Genomic DNA, 21,348 nt, shown 5'->3' with positions numbered 1-21,348 from the left:
ACGGGCGCGCATCAGGCCCGCTTGCTCGAGACGAGATAAACCACTCGCGGGTCGCTGGGGCAGCTACCAGATCGAATAGGGTAGTACCCCGACACAGAGGTTTTGACTCGTTGAAGTTCGGCTGTTTGGCTATGGGCTTTGGATAGGCTCGGCCATTTTGGCGCGAGCCTTTTCGGTTGTGAGCGTTCATTCTGACGCGGGCTAGGCTGGTAATTGCACCGTTTATCCTAGGCGGCAGTGACGACAAGGCGCGAGAAAGGACGCCGATCTCGACCATGTTGAGCCAGCTGGCGTGCTTTGGGATGTTAGTGGAGCTCCAAGCGGCGCAGCAGCCGGCGCGCTTCATCCGCCGAAAGGCCTGATAGGGCGCCGCGACCAAATGGATCGACAGATTGTCGAGCACTAGGCGGATGTGCTCGGCGCGGGTGGATGTCCATGAGGTCGCGCATGCACGCCGAAAAGTCTTCCACGGCCCGTCGCTCGCGCCTTGCGCCAGCAGTCATGCGCGCCGAGGAAGACGAGCAGGTTTGCGGTGCCATTACGCCGATACTCGCAATCGTTGCGCTCGATGTGTCCGGCGTGGCCGGGATCGGCTGGTGCACCTCGCCGATGAGCTGGATCGGGCTCTCGCCAAAGCAGACCACCGGCCGCTTCGGATCAGGCGCCTCGACATAGAGATCGAGCACATCTTCCATGCGAGCGACGTAGTCCGCATCGATCCGGTGGATGCACCACTTGTCCTTGGCCACGGTTTGAGATCGTTCTCGGCCAACGTCGGCGCACCGTCTCGCGCGACAGGCTCTCGTGTGGCGTCAGGTTGACAAGCGCATCGGCCAACAGTTCCAAGTGCAACGGGTATGCCTGCCGGAGGGCTCGAGCAGGCGGTTGCCACCTGCAGGGCTTCTTCCTTGCCGGTGAGCTTGCGCTTTGCCCCAGGCCGCCGCTCTCGCTGAGAGCTGCTCCAAATTGCCAAGGGCAAAACGTCGTTTGGCGCGATAGACCGTGGACCGCCAACGCCGACATTCCGGGCGATCTCCGCATCGCTGGCCCACGCGTCAGCCGCCAGCAAAATCTGCGCCCGGCTTGAGCTTGCGTGGCCCGTGCTTGCCCCGCGCAAAAGGCGCTGTGAGTTCGGCGCACTCGAGTTCGGTCCGATACCGTACATTCATCTTTGCCTCCAACCGTCGGGGCACGGACAAGCAACTGTGCCAAGCAGGGACAGTATCTGGCCTTCATCGGCGCCTACACGCGGTACATCGGCGGCCACCTGCCAAATGGGAGATGCAATAGCACTTCGCCGTGTCCCCAACTTCCGTCCACCAGATGGTGTTGATCTCGCACGCGCGGGTCTCGTCAGGCGCCAGCCCAGCTCGCCGCGCAGCATCAAAGTGCTGGTCCCTCCTGAGCAGCTACCCGTCTTGGAATCCCAAACCAATCAGTCAAAACCTCTGTGTCGAAGTACTCTAGCCCGAGCTTTGATGGTGCATTCTTATCGCACGATTGGAAGGATGCGTTGTGGGACAGCTTACTGCGCCACCACGACGGAGAAAATCCGTCGACCAATACAAAATTGCGGATTCCGCTCGATGTCGCCCATCATTCCGAGATGATCTCGCCCACCATTCCGATTTGAAGTCGCCCACCCGTTCCGAGACGGTCTCGCCCGGCATTCCGGGATGATGTCGCCCGGGTGACGCGGCCTCTTCTGGCTCCCATAGGGTCCGTCCTTTCGGCTTTGCGAAGGGGGACCCTGGATGCCGACGGAGAGGCTTGCGATGCGCCGTGTGCGCGATGTGATCAGGATGAAGGCGGCTGGGCTGCCGAGCCGCGAGATTGCGCGGCGGATGGGCGCGGCGCCCTCGACAGTGCGGTTGACCATCCGGCGGTTCGAGGCCGCAGGCCTGAGCTGGCCGTTGCCCGACGAACTCACGGACGCGGGCCTGGAGGCCCGTCTGTTCGCCAAGACCGGCAACGGCAACCGGCAGGGTCACCGCCGGATCACCGAGCCCGACTGGGCGGCGGTGCACCGCGAGCTCAAGCGCAAGCACGTGACGCTGTCGATCCTATGGGAGGAGTACATTGCCGCCGAGCCCGGCGGATACCGGTACTCGCGCTTCTGCGAGCTCTACCGCGCCTGGGAGGGGCGCCTGTCGGTGACGATGCGCCAATCGCACGCGGCCGGCGACAAATTGTTCGTCGACTACGCGGGCGACGGCGTGCCGGTGGTGGTCGACCGCCTCACCGGAGCGGAGGACGGCGCAGATCTTCGTCGCCGTGCTCGGCGCCTCGAACTTCACCTATGCGCAGGCGACGTGGACGCAGGGACTTGCCGACTGGATCAGCGCCCACGTCGGTACCTTGGCGGCGATCGGCGGCGTGCCGGCGCTGCTGGTGCCTGACAATACCAAAGTCGCGGTCATCAAGGCGAGCCTCTACGACCCGCAGATCGATCGTACCTATGCGGACATGGCGGCGCATTACGGTACGGCCGTCTTGCCGGCGCGACCACGCAAGCCGCGCGACAAGGCCAAGGTCGAGCAGGCTGTCCTCATCGTCGAGCGATGGCTGCTCGGCCGCCTGCGTCACCGCGTCTTCTACAGCCTCGCCGAAGTCAACGCGGCGATCGGCGAGTTGCTCACCAGGCTCAACGAGGAGCGGCCGATCCGGCGGCTCGGCATGACGCGCCGCCGGCTGCTCGAGGAGGTCGACCGGCCGGCGCTCAAACCGTTGCCGGCGAGCCCCTACGTGCTCGCCGAGTGGCGTATCCGCCGCGTCAGCCTCGACTACCACGTCGAGGTGGAGAAGCATTACTACAGCGTTCCGCATCGCTTCGCGCGTGCCGAAGTCGAGGTGCGGTTCACCGCCCGCACCGTCGAGATCTTCCACAAGGGCGAGCGGATTGCCGCGCATCAGCGCATGAGCGGCAATCACAAGCACACCACCGTGCCGGAGCACATGGCCTCCAGCCATCGCCGCTACGCCGGCTGGACCATCGTGCGCATCCGCCAGGACGCCGCCGCGATCGGCCCGGCGACCAGCGCGTTGTGCGACCTCATTCTCGACGAGCGCTCGCACCCCGAGCAGGGATTCCGCGCCTGTCTCGGCATCCTCAGGCTTGCCGCGTCCTACGGGCGCGAGCGCCTGGACGCAGCAGCCGCGCGCGCGATCGACATCGGCGCGCGCACCTATGGCCCGATCAAGTCGATCCTCGCCAACAACCTCGATCGGCGTCCTGCTCCCCAGCATTCCGCGGACGACCTGCCGATCCTGCATTCCAACATCCGCGGACCGCGCTATTACAATTAGGAGATGATCCCTTGCTCACCCATCCGACCTTCGACCGGCTCAACGCGCTCGGCCTCCACGGCATGGCCAAAGCTTTTGTCGACATCGAGGCCACTGGCGAGGCCGCGAGTCTCGGTCACGCCGAATGGCTCGCGCTTCTGCTCGAACGCGAAGTCTCGCTGCGTCACGACAAGCGGCTCGCCACCCGCCTGCGTCACGCCAAGCTGCGCCAGCAGGCTTGTGTCGAGGACGTCGACTACCGCACCCCGCGCGGTCTCGATCGCGCGCTATTCGCCAGCCTCGTCGAGGGCCGCTGGATCGACGACCACGCCAACCTGCTGATCTGCGGTCCGGCCGGCGTCGGCAAGAGCTGGATTGCCTCGGCGCTCGGCCAAAAGGCCTGCCGCGACAATCGCTCTGTCCTTTACCAGCGCATCCCGCGTCTGTTCGACGATCTGGCGCTCGCCCGCGGCGATGGCCGCCACCCGCGCCTGCTGCGCGCGCTCGGCCGCGTCGATCTGCTCATCCTCGACGACTGGGGCCTGGTCGATGCCGGCGCCCGCCACGACCTCCTGGAGATCCTGGAGGATCGCTACGGCCGCCGCTCCACCCTCGTTACCAGTCAACTAACGGTCGACCAGTGGCACGCGCATGCCGACGCCGTCCTCGATCGCCTCGTCCACAACGCCCATCGGCTCGATCTCTCTGGCGAAAGCTTGCGCCGAACCCGGCAATCCGCCCGAAAGGCCTGAGCCCGTGGCGCCGTGGACATGCCGCTTCGCTTGGACAACGCCAAGGCGTTGCCCACATGCCCACAGCAACCGCAGCAGAAGAAAAAACAGATTCAAGCCGCGATTCCAGATTGACCACGCGGCTTGACCGATGCCAGAGAACCAACCGGCCAGAATGCCTCGCCCCCGGGCGAGATCAGATCGGAGAGGTGGGCGACATCGTCTCGGAATCCCCGGGCGACTTCAAATCGGTACACCCGGGCGACTTCGTCGGAATCCGCACAAAATAGTCGAGAGAGCCTGAGAGCGCTTGTTAGGGCCATGAGATCAACCAAAAAGACCGTCGTGAAGTGGAGGGAGTGCGAGACTGTCGCCGATCTCCCGATAGGCCTATTTCATCGAGGAGGAGGCGATCATCATTGCTTTGCGGCCGTCATACGCTCCTGCCGCTGCGACGATTACCTCTATATGCGCTCCAATCGACCATTCCGCATCTGACGCGATTATCCCTGCATGGGTGTCTCCAGCGCTACGGCATCAGCCGATTGCCGGAGGTCGAAAGGCAGCAAGCCTCCGAAGAGAATGTTCAAGGCTAATCCGATCGGTTATCTCCACATCGATATCGCTAAGCTCCAGATCGGTGAACGCAAGCCCTACATCTACGTCACTATTGACGGCACCAGCAAGTTCGCCTTCGTAAACGGGATCAGGCAGACGGGAAGGACCTTTTCCTCGTGGCCTTCCCTCGAAGCTCTGATCGCGGGGGGCCCCTAAGGATCCGCACGCTTCTCACCGACAACGGCATCCAGTTCACTTTCCCGCCGCGCTATGCGGACGGCCCGATGGCAAGATGCGTGACGCTGCCAAGAGCATGGCATCGAACGTCCCTGGACTAATGGTCAGCTCGAGCGCATGAACCGCACGATCAAGGAATGCGACCGTCCGACGCTACCATTACGATGGACACGAAGAGCTCGAGGCACAACTTGGGGGATGTCCCGAGTTCTGTTGAACTCCCCGAAGATGTCGGCGTTGCCCACCTTGACGGTATGCTCAGGGTGCTGGTTCCTCCAAGGAGAGCATTACCATGACGAGAGATATCACACCGGGTAGTTCGCCGGAGACTGGGGCTGTGGACGAAGCGTTTGCAGAAGTGCGGGTCTTCGATCGGTTCTGCCTTGCAGCATAGATCGAGGCGCTCGGCACGATGATGGAGGCGGATGTCACGGCGGCCTGCGGGCCGCGCCACGGTCGCGACGCGGCGTGGCGGGCGCACCGTTGAGGCCAACGCGGGGACGGATCGGCCTCGACCGCGGCAAGATCGAGGTTGAGCGCCCGCCGGTCCGGGCGTGGACGGTCGCGCGAGGTCACGATCCCGAGTTGGGGAACGGCGACGGAGGAGGATTGGCTCGGTCGCTGGGCGATGAGCCTAATGCTGATCAATGTGTCGACGCGCCGGTTCGGCTGCGCTGTCCGGCTGCCCGAGGGTGACATATCGCCACCGCCCGGATCGGAGGTTCGAAGCCGGCGGGCTCGCGGAGGTTCGTAGCGTTGTCGGCGGCGCGGCTGCCCGACTTCATGGCTGCCGACTTGTCCTCGCTCGACCTTCTGGTGGTCCAAATCGATGGGCTGCATCTCCGCGACGATCTCGTGCCGGTCGCCGCGATCGGGGTTTATGGCAAAGGCAACAAGCATCCGCTCGCCCTGGTGAAAGGGGCGACCGAGAATGCTGCAACGGTTCAGGCCCTGCTGGCAACTTGGTCGCGGGCGGGTTCGATCCGATGATGCCAGACTGTTCGCCGAAGGACCGAACGCGCTGTCGAGGGCGATCCGCCGCACCTTCGGTTCGGGCCGCTGCGATCCAGCGCTGCCAGATCCGCAAGACGCGCAAATCATGAAACACCTACCGAAGGAGCATCATGCGGCGATCCGTCGGGTGCTGGACCAGGCGGGAGGGCGATGACGCCGACAAGGCTGAAATCCGCAATCTCGCGCGTCGACTCGAGCTGGAATGGCCCGGCGTAACGGCCAGCGTTTTCGAAGGCTCGACGATATCCTGACTGTCGTCCGATTGAAGCTGCCGAAGGAGCTTCGTCGATCGCTCGCCGGTACCAACATCGTCGAGAACATGATGGGCACCTTTCGCCGCGTCACCCGCAACGCCAAACGCTGGCGGGATGCCGGTATGGCACGCCATCCAATATCTGGATTGGTTTCGCGGCGAACGTTGCACGTTGGAAACTGGCCGCTCCTGATCACTTTCTATCATGTTGCCAGAGATCCTGTCTGCTGCTGTTACTGTGGGTATGTGGTCAACGCGTCAGAGCTGTCCACAGGGTTCGCGGCCAACGCGGCAGAAGGCCGAACCGCTGAATTTGGTTGCCTTGGTCGGTGTTGAAGATCTTCGACCTACCATATACCGTGCCGGAGCGTCGTAGAGCGGAGCGAGGCAGAACAAGTTATCCATTGTACTGGAGATACACGAGATAGAGAAAGCCGCGGTCGATGGGCGGATACGTGACACAACTGGTTCGGCCGATCAATTATCATGCTGCGCAACAGATAAGGATAGATCTTGTGGCTCGGCTTCCTCGCGCTCGGCTTCGGTCCCAGCGCTTCGATGCCCATCTTGCGCATCAAGCCCTGCACGTGCTTGCGATTGACCTGAACTCTCTCAGCCTTCCGCGAGCCTAGGCAGTGAACAGCTCGTCGAGGCGTCGCATCAGGCAAGCTCGTTGTCGTTGGCCGACTGTAGCGACCGGTGGACGCCGGAGCGCGCGATGACAAGCAACATGATGAGCCTTACTCATGAGCGCACCGGCAATCACCACCAACGCAGGATGGGTGCAAAGCTGAACCCAGCGATCAGGTTGACCGATTTACTGCCGTAGCACGCATTCAACAGGCCGGCCAAAAGCATCGCGGCAACCGCGCCCATGCCGAGGCAGGGCGGCAGAAAATCTAGCGCGCCGTCATCGACCGACAGCCGCTCCTTCGCGAACGGCACCAGCGCCCCCAAGCCACCACCATGCGGAAGCCTGGCGGGCAATATCCGATATACGCCTGCCTCCTCATCCAGGACAATTGCCATCAGTTTCGCCACTTTATGCAGCCCCTGCGCCTCAATAAGTCCGAACTCGGCCAAGTGCCCCACGCAGAGCATTAACTGGCATGGTGCGCTGACGGATCAGCAAATCGCGAGCCCGATGTATCACGAGGGCCGATTGTTGCTCCGTCGTTTTTATCGGCACGAAGCGCATCGATGGACGTCTAACTGCCTCGCAGATCGCCTCGGCATCGGCCACGTCGTTCTTGTTGCGCCTGACATAGGCTTTTACATAAGCAGGCGGCATGAGTCGTGGCACATGGCCGAGCGCAGTTAACTCGCGCGCCCAATGATGCGCCGTCGCGCAGGCTTCCAGCCCGACGAGGCACGACGGAAGCCCTGCAAAGAAAGCGAGAACTTGGCCTCGTCGCAGTTGCTTGCGCATGATTACGCTGCCCGCCTCATCGACCTCATGCACCTGGAAAACCTTCTTTGCCAAATCAAGACCGATTGCTGTAATATTGCCCATGGATGGCTCCCATTACTGGTGATCTTCGACGACCACCATTATGGCACTCGATGGCGCGAGAGGGGGCGATCCACCCCATCAGTTGCAAGCGAATGGAACGCGCTCTCAACCATTGCATGGCTTCGATATCGAGCGGAACGATTTTCCTAAGTTCGCGCTGCCATCAGTTGAACTCCCTGAAGGGATCGTTTTCCCCGTTTACAACGCGGCGATGCAGTCCCATATCGATATTGCGGCCGGAAAGAATGAGCGCCGCTGGGCCCGGCAGGTCTGGGATCTTGCCCGCGAGTAAGTCCGCAATGCCGACAGCACCGGCACCCTCCACAACTTCGCGTTCTTGCTCGTAGGCATGTCGAATACCGGCCTCGCTTTCGCTGAGAAGCACAACGTCATCGAGAAGAGCTTGGCACATCGAAAACCTCAACTTATTGTGGAGTCCGATGCCGCCGCCCAGCGAGTCGGCAAGGCTTGGAAATTCCTTGACCTGGACTGGGCGGCCAGCATCGAGGCTGGCCTTCATAGCGGCGCCGCGCTCCATCGTGACCCCGATGATTTTCGCACTTGGTCGCAGCCCCTTCACCGCGGCCGCGACACCAGCCGCCAACCCTCCACCGGAGAGCGGCACAACAACCGCGCAACATTGGGCATCGCCTCAACCACTTCGAGACCTACTGTTCCTTGGCCAGCGATAATCTCGGGATCATCGAAGGGCAAAATCATAACGAGCCCTTCCTCGGCAGCTAAGCGTTCTGCCTCCTCCTGCGCCTCATCTTGCGACTGTCCCACAATCCGCACCTCCCCGCCCAGGCCCCGGATCTCCGACACCTTGTTCTCGGGTACAAGCCGCGAAATGCAGATTGTCGCGCGAGATTCTGTTGCCCGAGCCGCGTAAGCAAGACCGCGGCCATGATTACCGGTGGGGACAGTGACAACTCCCCCGCGCTCTTTCAGTCCCAGAGAGTTGAAGCATTTTATTTGTCGCGCCTCGCAGTTTAAAAATTGCCGGTTGTCTGATGATGCTCAAAGTTTCAAGCTTACGGGTTCGCCGCACAAATTCGATAGCGTACGCGAAGGTACAAGCGGCGTCGAAAGAACGTGGCTCGCAATGCGTCTACGTGCATCTCAAAATGCATTTAGACTGATCATGGCCGCTCTCTTCCCTGTCACCAATCTGTGGGTCTTTTTTCAAGCATCACCCCAAGTGGGCTACAAGTCATCAAACCTGGCCAACCCGCGCAGGATTCGGGCGATCTATTCGAAAAAGGAGCAGAAGTTCATTTTTAAGTAAATCATTCCCAACCGGGCACCCATCAGCCAGCATTCAGCAATGCACAGCCAACGCGCTCCTCGGCAGCATCTGTGGAAGCGAGATACCTCTCTCAGCAACAATGGACAGCCGGATGTCGACAAATACCTCGTGCACGGCAGATGAGAGGACCAATCCTCGGTCCACGCGCTGCGATACGGCTTACGGTCGCACCTCCCTGTGCCTGCTTCCGCTCTCTTCTAACAACACTGAAGCTGCCTCATGATCTACTTCACGAGCCGGCGCGCACCTGCTCTAGCAGTGCATCGCGTTGAAAGATCGTCTCGCAGCACAGCGCATTGGCAGAGTGACTGTCAGGATACTCATAAAGCATGCTTCCCGCTGCCGCCGGAGTCAACGCGCTGATTCTCTCTCTCCCTGAGTTCAAATAGGTCCGCCTGGCATCGCTATCTGTCGAGCGCCCGGTGCCAATCGAGAGCTTCGAACGGCACCTGGGGCTTCGCCGACAGGCGCATTTCCCCAGCTTGAACCATGGCAAGACTCTGCAGTGCGTCGTTGCAATCCGTTCCGGGGCGAGCAGACGTGGAGCGCACCCGCACGAGATGCTCCAATGGAGGGTCAGATCGAGGCTAAGGCGTCTAACGCCTGTCTATGCACTTGGTGTGATCTCCAAAGCACCATCTCCTTCCAATCTGGCGCCTGCGGATAGAAATGCCATTTGACGGCTTGACGAATCTGGCGCCCAAGCTCGGAGTCGACCGACTTGGGCTGATGCATGAACAACCAAAGGTCTTTGCGCAGGACGAGCCGCCCCCTTGGGGGCTGGTAGGTACCAAACTCCGGGCCAACATATGTGTGGCGGTCGCCCAGAACTCGATGCCAATACGCATCTTGAGTGCCAGGAATGGAAACCGCCGAGGAAGTCCCTAGTACCGGCGAAGTCACCGAAGCGCCAAACATTTTGGCTGCGCGCTCATAGCCCTCCCGCCCCGACGAGAGCTCGCATTGCAGCTCGCCATACCCGTAAGGACCTAGCCCGGTGTGGTAATCAAGGATGAGGACATGCTCGCGGGTTGCGACGCCAAAGTCAGCCACGATCTGCTCGAGCGTTCGTCTCGTTTCCGTTGGCGCAGTTCCACCATAGAACATGCCACCCGGCCGGGTGTATTGCCCACTCGATAGGGCTATCCGGAAGGCGAGCTCGCCGTGCGTTTTCTGGTAAGCCGCCAGTGCAGCCTCCGCGCGGCGAACACGTTCCTCCGAAATTTCAGCAGGAACGAAATGTTCAGCCAACTCCTCATATCCAGTGTTTTGAGGAAGCGGTTCGGCAAAGTCGACAAAATTGCGGTTGAGGTCGACGCCCTCCGCTGTCACGCGGCGGTCCCAAGCAAATCCGTAGCAATTGAGCGCATGGACAATGAGCACCGCTGTAGAAGGTGGCAGCACTTCGTGGAATTTGGCGTGCAAGAACAGAAGCTGCGCCGCAGAGCCGCAATAGCCTTCCACACCATGTGTGCCAGAAATCAGGACCAGGAGCTGCTTGGCCGGTGCAGGGCCGAAATAAGCGACATCGGTAAAGAGATCGTCGCCGGAAGGCCCTTTTGAGCTGCTTCTATAAGCTCGTGACGCCGGCGCAACTACGAGAAATTTCTTACGTGCCTCATGATAGCCGTCGGAGAAGAAAATGGGCACGCACTGCTTGGCGATGTCGAAGTTCATTTCGATGGTCCCACTGCGGCCGGCAATTCAGGTTTAATTAGGAAGCTGTTGATCATTGATCGACCGGCCGCAAATGATCAAGGCCCCACCGCTCTAGCCACGCGCACCGGCGCCCGCGCATCACCAAGAGCGCTTGGACCGATCATGTTGGGGCCGACACTTCCGATTGTGACCATCTTCGGCAAAACCGTACGTCGACCATTGCGCGCGACCTTGCGCAACGAGCTTATACGCGGACCTCGTCCTTTTTCTCCGAACTCGCCACTTGAGGCGCAGCTTTTCCGCGATAAACCGCGGTTGCGAACGAAATTCACTACTACGCGTGCACCGTAATTGTGTCATGGCCGCAGTCGAAGTTATCACATCAAAGGAAAGCGCCAGTCTTGAACCGCGCACGGAGAAGATGCGCAAGCTTTTTGCCGCTGAACCAGCCCGGGCGGCACCGCATCGGGCGTTGCGCGTCTGCATCTGGCTGCCACAACTGAAGACTGCCCTGTCCTTGACCGAGGTTCCTTATTTTAGAACCTCGCAGAGCCGAAATTACGCGGCGATTTGGTGAGGCGATGGCTTCCTGCACCAGGAGTGGGAACGCGAGCAGGAAGATGTGGGCTTTGGAACTACGTGGATGCCAACTTCGATGATGGCTGGCGAGGTCGTTTTTTTAGCGTTTTACGGGCTTGCGTTCAAGATGCGCGGGAGATCAAGATCAGCTGCATATGTGAGTTAAAGCGGCGGCGAACCCGAGGTGTATTGAGACCAGTCGAGGCACCTCTTTGAGCAAAGGGCGGTTTGTCAGAGCAGTGGCGGAACGGCGTATTCCGCGGCGGCCCCCTGGCGATACCATGGATTGTCCGAATCTCTGTCAGCCTTGGTGGATGTCCCCGCATTCTTCTTCGTAACGCCGTGCGAGCAAATCAAATTGGCAGCGCGGACTTCTGGTCAACCTGTGAAGACGACCGTCTTCCTACCATTCAGCAGTACCCGGTCCTCGAGGTGATGGCGCACGGCGTGGGCGAGTACGCGGCGTTCGATGTCGCGGCCTTTTCGTACGAGATCGTTCGGCGTGTCGCGATGCGAAATCCGCTCGACATCCTGCTCAATGATCGGCCCCTCGTCGAGATCAGAGGTCACATAGTGCGCTGTCGCACCAATCAACTTGACTCCTCGCTCATGGGCTTGGTGATAGGGCTTTGCGCCCTTGAAGCCAGGCAGAAATGAGTGGTGAATATTTATGCACCGCCCCGACAACTTGGCGGCGAAGCCGTCCGACAGAACTTGCATGTATCGCGCAAGGACAACAAGATCCGTGTTGGTCTCGTGCACGAGCTGCCAAATTCGTGCTTCCTGCTCCATTTTGGTCTGCTTGGTGACTGGCAAATGGTAGAACGGGAGCCCGCCGAGATCGGTACAGGCCAGATGCTCGCGGCCGTGGTTCGAAACGATTGCCGTCACCTCCATCGGCAATTCGCCGATGCGCCAGCGATACAGCAAATCAGCCAGGCAATGATCGAATCTAGAAACCAGCAGCATCACACGTTTCGTGCTGGAGCTCTGCCGCAGCGTGAACGTCATTGAGAGCCTTTCAGCGAGCTCCTCAATCGATGCAGCGATTTCCGCTTCTGACTTAGCCTGCTCGGGACGATCGAAAACAACGCGCATGAAAAAGTTGCCGGTCTCGGTGTCGTCGAACTGCTGAGCGTCAAGGATATTGCAACCAGCTTCGAAGAGACGGCTCGAGACGGCCGATACGATGCCCGGACGATCAGGGCATGACAAGACGAGAATCATAGAACGGTCAGACATGGCAGCCCACCCCCGACGGTCGCACGGAAACTGCGTTGAACCAAGCGAAACTGCAGTCACCGCTTAGATCGTGCGCTGAGCAGTTCCGGGGCAATAATATCTGCGACCTGCCGCAGTTCGCCCTTCACTCGAGTGCGCTTTGAATCGTAGAAGGGACGAAGGGATGCGATAGCGACGTGCTTTTCGCTCGCGATCTCGATCTCAAAACTTCCTTGAGATAGCCATTCAGAGCTCACCCCGCTTTCGCAGCGCAGATATCCCATGCCGACACCGCAACCCAACGTGTGGCCAAAGCCTGCGGAGCGCAGGTAGCCCACGAGGGATCCGTTGCGCCAGACCGGCTCCGTTCCGAACATAAGCGGGACCGCGTGGGGTGCGGCCAATTGAATCAGACGACGGCGCGGGATCTGCGCGCGTTGTGATTCCAGAATCGCCCGCCCGATGAAATCCTCACCCTTATTCCAGGCGATCGTGAATCCCAGTCCGGATTCGATCGGTGTGTCTTCATCGCTCACGTCCACGCCCCAGTCGCGGTAACCCGCCTCGAGACGCAACGTGTTCAGTGCCACATAGCCCGCGTGGTGCACATTGAGATCACGCCCTGCGGCCATGAGCGCATCGTAGATGCCTAGCGCCTGTTCGGTCGGAATGTGCAACTCCCATCCGAGCTCCCCGACGAACGTCATGCGGAACGCAAGCGCCATGCCATACCCAATCTCGATTTCTCGGAATGTCGCGAAGGGAAATGCAGCATCGGAGAAATCCGCCGGGCTCACGCGCCCAAGCAGCTCGCGCGACCGCGGCCCCATGACGGACAAACAAGCGTAGCCCGACGATACGTCGGCAACGAGTGCGTGGCCCGCACTCTTGGCATGCATGCGCAGCCATGCGATGTCCCGGATGCGTTGCACGGCCGCTGTGACCACCAGAAACTCCTGATCACCCAAACGCGCGATGGTGACGTCGGACTCCATGCCCCCTCGGTCGTTTAGCCACGGCGTATACACGATACGGCCCGCCGGAACGTCAACGTCGTTGGTGGAGAGGCGTTGAAGCAAGGCGAGCGCATCACGGCCATGGACCAATAGATGCGTGAAGGACGTCTGATCAAACAGCGCGACCCCGGAACGAACCGCCTCATGCTCGGCAGCGTTCGCCTTAAACCAATTGTCGCGACCAAATGTGGCATGGGCGCTCGTCGGCGCGCCAGGCCTGCCAAACCATTGTGCTCTCTCCCAACCAGCAGCCTCGCCGAAATTTGCGCCGGCGGCAGCAAGACGATCGTGGAGCGGCGACACACGGACGTTGCGCGCCGTCTCGGGTGACTTGTGAGGCCAATGCAGGCCCCAGAGATTACCAACCGATTCGACCGTTCGATCGCGCAAATATCTGCGATTGCGCTGGAATGGCATGGCGCGTCGCACGTCCATTTCCCAATAGTCACTGTCGGGGACGCCCGTCGACATCCATTCGGCCATCACTTTGCCAGCGCCACCGGAAGACTCGATACCACAGGAGTTGAATCCTGCAGCCACATAGAGGCCTGCGATGTCGGATGCTGGCCCTAGCAAGAATCGATTGTCCGGCGTGAAGCTCTCTGGGCCGTTAAAGTTGAGTTGTAGACCCACGTTTCCCAGCGCCGGCATGCGACGCATGGCATTCACGAGGTAGGGTTCGATGTGTTCAAAGTCGTCAGGCAGCGAATCGAAACTGAAATCGCGCGGAATTCCATCCATCCCCCACGGCTTGCCGTTGTTGTACTCGAAGAAACCAACCAGCAACTTGCCCGCGTCTGGCTTCGCGTAGAAGCCTGCATCCATGTCGCGAATCGTCGGGAGATCAGTTGGCAAGCCCGCAATTGCCTCTGTGACGACATAGAAGTGCTCTGCCGCCTGCAGCGGCACTGTCCAGTTGAGCTCGGCAGCCAGCGCCCGCGTCCACATGCCCGTGCAGATGACAGCCTTTTCGGTACGTACAACGCCATCAGCGGTCTCGATGCCGGAAATTCGCCCTTTTTCGACCACAATACGCGTCACCGGCGTGCGCTCTAGGATTTTTGCTCCGCCCTGGCGTGCGCCAGCCGCGAACGCCTGCGCCGTGTCAACCGGACTCGTCATACCGTCGGAAGGGATCCACGCTGCGCCAATTACGTCAGTCACGTCGAGCAAGGGCACACGTCTCTTGGCTTCAGCAGCGCTGATCATCTCGACATCGAGGCCAAAGGAGCGCCCCATTGACGCGCCTCGCTTCAGCTCCTCGAGCCGCTCGAGAGTGGCGGCAATGGTAATCGAGCCACTCTGTCGAAAGCCAGTAGGTTGGCCGGTCAGCTTCTCGAGTTGCTTAAACAAATCGGCCGTGTATTGAGCCAGCTTCGCCATGTTTTCGGTAGCGCGCAGCTGGGTGACCAACCCCGCCGCATGCCAGGTCGTACCGCAGGTGAGCTGGTCGCGTTCGAGCAGCAGAACGTCGCGGTGCCCGAGCCGCGTAAGGTGATAGGCGATGGAGAGACCAATGATACCACCACCGACGATTACGTATTCCGCTTGGGTGGTCAGCTTGCTTTGCATTCGGCAACTCAAAAAATAGGAGAACTTAAGTGAACTTGGACGTGGTCCAAGTTCAGCGCATATCTATTGCTGCATCCAGCAGCCGTTAAACGTCTGGAGCTTGTCCCACGACGCGTCGCCTGCTGCTCGGCCGGCACGCCACTTCCGCGGCACATGTGATGGGCCGTTGGCGGGACGTGGAGCCCCTCGGGGATAATTGCTGTTCGTGATTGATGCCGCGTGCCAGCAGGTCAGGTACCATGAAGCGCCTGTGGTGTACCGAAGTATGCAACGTTCGATCTCCTCACTCGCGCCTTGTTTCGGTGATGCTAGTCAGCCGTGGAGCTCCATCTCTCGCGCAAATACTATTGGACCCGAGAAATTGAATTTAATTATTGTAGGCATGCACGAAGCAGAAATTCTGCGCCTAACCGTCAAACCGTGAAGCTTTTATCGCGCCAGCTTTGGACTACCATTACAGTTGCCGTTTTGCTTTGAGATGCGCGCGCTGAGCGGCAGCCTGGTGAGCTCTGCGCCAGAATGACCATGCAATGACATGCGCGGGTTGGATCCGCTTTCGAGCAAGCCTGATGGCGATGCGGCGGATTTCCTGGATTGACCAACGGATCAGCGGCGGCGTGGGTGTGCTTTGGCTTTTGCCGGGGGGCGAGGTTTGGTTTTTTTAGGCGGTGGCGGATTGGCGCGATGGCGGATCTCCGCCATCATGGCGAAGGCGAGCATCACCAGGGACACGTGGCGATGCCAGCCATGCCAGGACCTGCTCTCGTTGTGATCGAGTCCGAACTCGTTTTTCGCGGTTTCAAAGCTGTCCTCGATCGCCCATCGATGGCCTTCGACCGCGACCAGCGTTTCAATTGATGTTCCCGCTGGGCACCAGGTGGTGAAGAAGGCGAGATCGCCATCGGCGATATGGCGACGGATCAGCAGACCGCGCGTCCATAAACCATCATTTGCGCTGTTGAACTGCTCGACCTCGAGATCGGCCAGTTCGAGATAACACCAGTCATGCAGCCTCGGTCCTTTGGTTTCGGCTCCCGCCGACAAGCGCTTCCAGTCGGACGGGCGCCGCGTCCGGGCGATGTCTTCGGCCTTGCCGGCGACCGGCGGTCGCTTGCCCCAGGATCGGAAGACATGAGAGCTGCTGACCCCGAGCACATAGCCTTTGCCTGCCCGCCGTAGCTGCTGTTCGATATCGCCAACACCGTAGACGGTGTCACCGGCAACCCACTTGAATGGTACAGACGCGGCTATCGCACGTGCGATCATTCTCGTCGCAAGCTTTGGTTTGGTCGCAAAGCCGACATCGGCAGGCACGTATGCGTCTTCCAGACGATCTGGATCGTCGGTCCATTCCTTCGGAAGATACAACGCGCGATCGATGAACGCATGACCATGACGCGAAACGTAGGTAGCGAAGACGCCGATCTGGCAGTTCGTGATCTTCCCTGCCGAACCAGTGTATTGCCGCGCCACTCCGCACGAGGCCTTACCCTGCTTGAGAAAGCCGGTCTCGTCGATCACCAGCACCGCATCGTCATCCGCCAAGTGCTCGATGACATAGTCCCGGACGACGTCGCGCAGGGCCTCAGCGTCCCAATCCCCGCGACCCAGGATCGCCTGCTGCCGCCATGGGCCGGGATCGCCAGCCGCCTCCGCGCCCATCCAACCGGTCTTGCGCTGCTCATCTCCGAGCAGACCTTCCAGGAACAGGCCTGCATTCGTCGCCACACGCTCTTGCGTGAACAACGGACGTATCCGCTGCTTGACCTCTCGAAGCGACGCCGCCCACAACGCAAGCGTCTCCTCAACCGACGCGGCCCGCGTCCACGACATTCGAATCATGGTTGCCCATGGATTCAGAAGCTCGCAAACAAAGCAACTGTAATGCTAGCGGGAGCAAGCAACGGGAGGGCACTTGAGCTCTAGATGAATGGGGCCGACAAGGCAAAATGCCTGGCGCGAGACGGCGGCCGCAAGCTGATTATACTACGCTAGCGCTGCTATATGGTCTTTGGTTTTTTAGCACACTCTCGGTGCGACGCATTCCTACGACGGTGGCGATTCATACGTCTGGGCAGGTTTTGGATTTTGGCTTCGAAAGGAACGCGTCGGTATTGGGCAGCCTCACTGGCACGCCACCTCGCTTCACCGCTGCACCGCTAACACAACGAATGCACCGCCACTTAAACTGCGGCGACGCCCAGATCCTTTCTAAGTCACCCTTTGCTCTGCAAGTTCTTGCCTACGAGGCTGGGTCGCGAAATATCGGGTGTTTCGGGAGTCGTCACCAGCGACAAACCTCGTCGCAGAACTGCTGCATATACTGTGTTCGCGAGCAAGTAAGCGACCGTCATTGGTCCGACCCCGCCAGGTACCGGGGTTATGTAGCTCGCGCGATCGCTCGCTTCGGCAAAAGCTACGTCTCCGACAAGCTTGGCAGTTCCAGTTGAGTCGATCACACGATTGATGCCGACGTCGACGACAATCCCTCCTGGCTTAAGCCAATCGCCCCGGACCAACCCTGCGCAACCGGCAGCAGCTACGACGATGTCCGCCTTCCGACATAGATCAGGCAGGTTCCGCGTCTGAAGCTGCGCACCTGTCACGGTGCATCCTGCATCGCCCAGTAGAACGGCAAGAGGTTTTCCGACGATATTCGAACGACCAATCACGACGACGTCAAGCCCGTTCAAGTCTCTTGCGACGGTCTTGATGAGATGAACCACCGCAAGCGGGGTGCAGGGAGCGAGAGCAGGTCGACCGGCTGCCAATCTTCCAACATTGTAGGGGTGGAAGCCGTCTACGTCTTTGGCTGGATCAATTGCCTCCAGTACGCGCCAACGGTCGATGTGGGCCGGCAACGGAAGCTGAACGAGAATACCATCGATGGAATCGTCGGCGTTAAGCTCCTCAATTAATTCTAGCAGTTCGGCTTCACCGACATTGCTCGGCATAAGGTATTGCCGAGAGTTGAATCCCACAGCCCGCGCTTGTCTCGCCTTGGTCTTTACGTAGACCGAGCTGGCCGGATCCTTGCCCAGTAACACCACAGCCAAGCCCGGGGTGACCCTGCATTTGTTTTGGAGCAATCTCACATCGCTCGCGATACGACCCCGAAGGGCCTCCGCCATGGCCTTTCCGTCGATTCGGATTGCATTCATCATTGATTCCTGAGGACGTCCCGCCGAGGTAGGTTGACGAGAAAAGAACTGCACGATTTGTGGGTACATGACCGCCGGGCCAGTAATTGTAGTTCGAAATATCCTCGTCAGCTACGACATGTCGCATTCACAGGACTTCAGAACGAGTGCCCGCGTATGGCACTACATCGACGTCCCCATATTTTCTCGTCCCCCAAACGTGCGCCCGCACGCGAAGCTGGCGCGGCGATTACAGTAAGGTCGCCGGATGGAGGAGCTGGACCTTGGCCTACACACCCCGGCAAAGCCGCACACTCATCGGAGTGCTCCGGCGAGATTTGTAGCGCCATTTCAATCTTGATTAGTGCAATGAGTGGCGCGTTGACGATCAAATCCGGCGCCTTAGGCGACGTTCCTGGACGGAATCGTACTTGTCGGGCTTATGGGTGCAGCATTCGCATGGAGATGTCCGTGGCCCTTCTTGCCTGGTCCACAGCAGAGTAACACTCTTTCCCGGAGAGGCCCCTAGTGCAAGGGACGGATGCTACCGGCCGCTCCTCGGCGCAACACCATACACTTGATAGGTGCGTTGCATGCGATCCCCTTCCGAGGGGTCGGGAAAGTGGGCAGCTTAAAATCATATCCTCGAAATTCTTTCGAACTTGATGAGATGATGTGTCGTACAGGAAAGTCGCTTCCCTGCTGCAGCAACTCTCTGTCCAAATGGCCGAGAAGTTGAAAGCTGTCCATTCACTTGACCCCGAAATTCTCATCGAATGGCTAACAAGCCCTCCCCCCAGGAATTCCCAAACTCCTTGCGCAACGTTTCAGAATGAGCTCCGCGAGTGGGAACAGGTCGCAAAACCGGAGTCATTTCCCCGTCAAAAATGGCGCCTGGCGGAATGACGTGAATATCGCCCGCCGGAGTCGACACCGGTATTCGTCGCAGATGTGAATGCTTGGATACGTCCTTAATTTGATTGAGACGTCCATACGCAAGTCCGGCGGCTTCCAGCTCGCTCATCACCTCGTTGCTCGACAGTTGCCCAAATCGATGGGATACGTTTCATCCACAGCAGCCCTGTTGCGGATTCGCTCCATGTTGTCAGCAAAGAGGGGCCGACGAATCAGTTCCGGGCGCTTGAGGATTTTTGTGCAGAAATTGACCCATTCGCGATCGTTCTGCACGGAGAAGATAATCTCTCTGCCATCCGCACAGCGGTATGCACCATACGGCGCTATAGATGGGTGGTTTACGCCCGCTCTTGAAGTGTGATAGCCGCCGTAATCGAACTGAAGCACGGGAACGTTCATCCAGCCCGCAATAGCGTCAAAAAGCGATACCTGAATACCCGTTCCTTCCCTCGTGCGCTCTCGTCCTGCAAGATGGCGTTGAGAGCAGTCATACCAGCTGAAACATCGCATACAGAAACGCCGACCGTGCTGCGCTATGGGCTGTCCCGGTGATCGCTCCAAGTCCGGCTTCGGCCTGCACGATCAGGTCATATGCCTTCAAATGCGACAGCGCGCCGCCGTCGCCGAATCCAGAGAAGTCGCAGGTTATCAACCGAGGAAAGCGCTCGCGCAAATCAGCGGAGTCGAAATCGAGCTTGCTAATGCTGTCTGGCTTCAGATTCTGAAGGAAAACGTCTGCTTTAGCAACCATCGCATCGAGAACTGCACGGTCTTCCTCGATGGTCAGGTCGAGGCAGATGGCTTCCTTGCCGCGGTTGAGCCAAACGAAATACGCACTCTGACCTTGGACGAGTGTGTCATAGTTTCGCGCGAAGTCGCCCTCAGGCCGTTCTACCTTGATGACACGCGCCCCAGCATCGGCAAGGCGAGAGGAAGCATAACGAGCTGCTACCGCCTGCTCGACGGCAATACCTTCGAGCCCTTTTCTCATGCCGATGTCGCACTGACCGTCTGAAGGAAATTCTGTGAACGGCGGTAGTTGAGAATCGAAAGTAATCTGCTCTGCTCATTTCCGACGATGGAGATAGCCTCATCGACCCCCATCCCAGGTTTTGCGAGGATCATGTCAGCCTGAGTAGCCACTGCAACATTGACCGCCGCCCTAGCCGACAAATCAGTTTCGGTGCAGCTTCCACCAAGATACGCTCCGACCCCATTTTCCTTGCACACCAACACGGCGTTGGCCGAGTCGGCGATTGATCCGACGTCAGGCATTTTGATCTGGACGAGATGAGCGGCTTTTGCTTTGGCGAAGCGCCGGATATCGTCAAGCGTATTGCATTGTTCGTCGACAACCACCCGGGCTTCCGTGCCACGCCTGTCGAGAAGAGTAACGATCTTGGCATACTCCTCGAGCTGAGCCTCCGTTGATCCAAAGTCTGCCGGGCATTCGATATGAAGCCGGTAACCCGGCACGTCGTCCGCAACCCGCGAAATGAAATCGGCTATTTTTTGCGGCTCCATACCCATCTCGAACCCAATCCAACCGTAAACGTCAAAATGCAGGACGGGATGGTACCCGGGCTCTCCGATTTCCCTTGTGCGTTTGGCGACCCATTTGACGAACTCGCGAAACGTCCCGCCGGAAGCGCCGAACTTTTCACGCGAGTTGATCAATCCATGTGGAAGAACGTCCACAGCCTTTAGGATCATCTTATCGACGTTGATTTCGCGCGAATCCCCGCTCTGTGCGTAAAGCGGCACTGTTTTCTCTGGAAGGGGCAAGCGATATTCCGAGGAGATCACTTCGGCAAGCGTGGTCCGGGCAATATGCGCAGCAGCACGAAGCAAGGCTTGGCTCACGCCATATTCGATGGCAAGCGGCAGCCGCCTGCCCTCATGGTATGCAAGGACAAATTCGCAAGCAGCGAGGAAACCAGAAACGTCGGCAGTTAGAAGGCGCGGAATCACCACGGATCCGGTGAGTGTTTGGATTTCGTCAATTTGAAAAATTGGATCACGACCGCCCGCACCTGAATATTGCACGCTCATCATGTCACCCCAGACGATCACATCGTCTGACAGGATGAGGCCAATGCTCAACGAACGCGACGGCATGCGGATGGTCGTGAAACCAGGCGTCAGCGGGGTCCCTAGATAACGAAAGCCGTCATGAGCGACGCCTGCTCGTATGGCAGCTTGATCGTCATAAAAGAAACTGCCGTTGCCCGGAGCCAGAATAACATCTCTTACTGTGGGAGAAGTTCTCATCTAAGCGCTCAATCTACCCTTGTTTCGCAAATGTCCCGCCTTTTCCGTGGCCCGGCGGGCCCCGAACGATGTGCC

Annotated in this window: 8 protein-coding genes and 7 pseudogenes; 5 read left to right on the top strand and 10 right to left on the bottom strand. The window is 59.4% G+C overall.

Annotation, left to right across the window (positions count from 1 at the left end; translation table 11 throughout):
• Nucleotides 1-259: 259 nt before the first annotated feature.
• Nucleotides 260-1,169, bottom strand: a pseudogene (locus IVB26_RS06765) (IS630 family transposase); the annotation flags it as partial.
• A gap of 606 nt (nucleotides 1,170-1,775) precedes the next feature.
• On the opposite strand from IVB26_RS06765, the pseudogene istA reads away from it, so the two are divergent.
• The 4 genes and pseudogenes from istA to IVB26_RS06745 all read left to right on the top strand — a co-directional run.
• Nucleotides 1,776-3,306, top strand: a pseudogene (istA, locus tag IVB26_RS06760) (IS21 family transposase).
• Nucleotides 3,307-3,317: 11 nt separating this feature from the next.
• Nucleotides 3,318-4,037: an IS21-like element helper ATPase IstB gene (gene istB / locus IVB26_RS06755; RefSeq protein ID WP_247971062.1), complete on the top strand. Its 720-nt coding sequence runs from the start codon at nucleotides 3,318-3,320 to the stop codon at nucleotides 4,035-4,037.
• A gap of 240 nt (nucleotides 4,038-4,277) precedes the next feature.
• A pseudogene (locus IVB26_RS06750) lies at nucleotides 4,278-5,004 on the top strand (IS481 family transposase); the annotation flags it as partial.
• Between the two features lie 99 nt (nucleotides 5,005-5,103).
• Nucleotides 5,104-6,207 (top strand): annotated as a pseudogene (locus IVB26_RS06745) (transposase); the annotation flags it as partial.
• Nucleotides 6,208-7,095: 888 nt separating this feature from the next.
• On the opposite strand, the pseudogene IVB26_RS06740 reads toward IVB26_RS06745, so the two are convergent.
• The 3 genes and pseudogenes from IVB26_RS06740 to IVB26_RS06730 form a co-directional block, all read right to left on the bottom strand.
• Nucleotides 7,096-7,591: pseudogene (locus tag IVB26_RS06740) on the bottom strand (IS110 family RNA-guided transposase); the annotation flags it as partial.
• Between the two features lie 163 nt (nucleotides 7,592-7,754).
• Nucleotides 7,755-8,698: pseudogene (eutB, locus tag IVB26_RS06735) on the bottom strand (hydroxyectoine utilization dehydratase EutB).
• A gap of 778 nt (nucleotides 8,699-9,476) precedes the next feature.
• The gene (locus IVB26_RS06730) at nucleotides 9,477-10,577 is read right to left on the bottom strand and encodes a M14 family metallopeptidase (RefSeq protein ID WP_247971061.1); all 1,101 of its coding nucleotides are present in this window, start codon (nucleotides 10,575-10,577) and stop codon (nucleotides 9,477-9,479) included.
• A gap of 340 nt (nucleotides 10,578-10,917) precedes the next feature.
• Here IVB26_RS06730 and IVB26_RS06725 point away from each other — a divergent pair, with 340 nt between their 5' ends.
• Complete coding sequence (locus IVB26_RS06725) at nucleotides 10,918-11,136, top strand: hypothetical protein (protein WP_247971060.1); 219 nt, start codon at nucleotides 10,918-10,920, stop codon at nucleotides 11,134-11,136.
• A gap of 380 nt (nucleotides 11,137-11,516) precedes the next feature.
• Here the strand turns inward: IVB26_RS06725 and purU are convergent, their stop codons facing one another.
• From purU to IVB26_RS06695, 6 genes and pseudogenes are all read right to left on the bottom strand, one after another.
• Nucleotides 11,517-12,380 (bottom strand): formyltetrahydrofolate deformylase, encoded by an 864-nt coding sequence (gene purU / locus IVB26_RS06720; RefSeq protein ID WP_247971059.1) that lies wholly within the window; start codon nucleotides 12,378-12,380, stop codon nucleotides 11,517-11,519.
• Nucleotides 12,381-12,436: 56 nt separating this feature from the next.
• On the bottom strand, nucleotides 12,437-14,947 hold the full coding sequence (locus tag IVB26_RS06715; RefSeq protein WP_247971058.1) for a GcvT family protein: 2,511 nt from the start codon (nucleotides 14,945-14,947) through the stop codon (nucleotides 12,437-12,439).
• 606 nt (nucleotides 14,948-15,553) lie between these two features.
• On the bottom strand, nucleotides 15,554-16,789 hold the full coding sequence (locus IVB26_RS06710) for an IS701 family transposase (protein ID WP_247971057.1): 1,236 nt from the start codon (nucleotides 16,787-16,789) through the stop codon (nucleotides 15,554-15,556).
• Between the two features lie 374 nt (nucleotides 16,790-17,163).
• The gene (folD, locus tag IVB26_RS06705) at nucleotides 17,164-18,108 is read right to left on the bottom strand and encodes a bifunctional methylenetetrahydrofolate dehydrogenase/methenyltetrahydrofolate cyclohydrolase FolD (RefSeq protein ID WP_247973090.1); all 945 of its coding nucleotides are present in this window, start codon (nucleotides 18,106-18,108) and stop codon (nucleotides 17,164-17,166) included.
• A gap of 748 nt (nucleotides 18,109-18,856) precedes the next feature.
• A pseudogene (locus tag IVB26_RS06700) lies at nucleotides 18,857-19,993 on the bottom strand (CaiB/BaiF CoA transferase family protein).
• A complete protein-coding gene (locus tag IVB26_RS06695; protein ID WP_247971056.1) occupies nucleotides 19,990-21,273 on the bottom strand; it encodes a methylaspartate ammonia-lyase in 1,284 nt (427 codons plus the stop codon). Before IVB26_RS06695 ends, IVB26_RS06700 begins: the two are co-directional and overlap by 4 nt.
• Between the last annotated feature and the right edge of the window lie 75 nt (nucleotides 21,274-21,348).

It is taken from the genome of Bradyrhizobium sp. 195 (assembly GCF_023101665.1).
In the GTDB taxonomy this organism is placed as follows: Bacteria; Pseudomonadota; Alphaproteobacteria; order Rhizobiales; family Xanthobacteraceae; genus Bradyrhizobium.
Note: the sequence above shows the minus strand (reverse complement) of the source record. Positions and strands in the feature narration are given on the sequence as shown.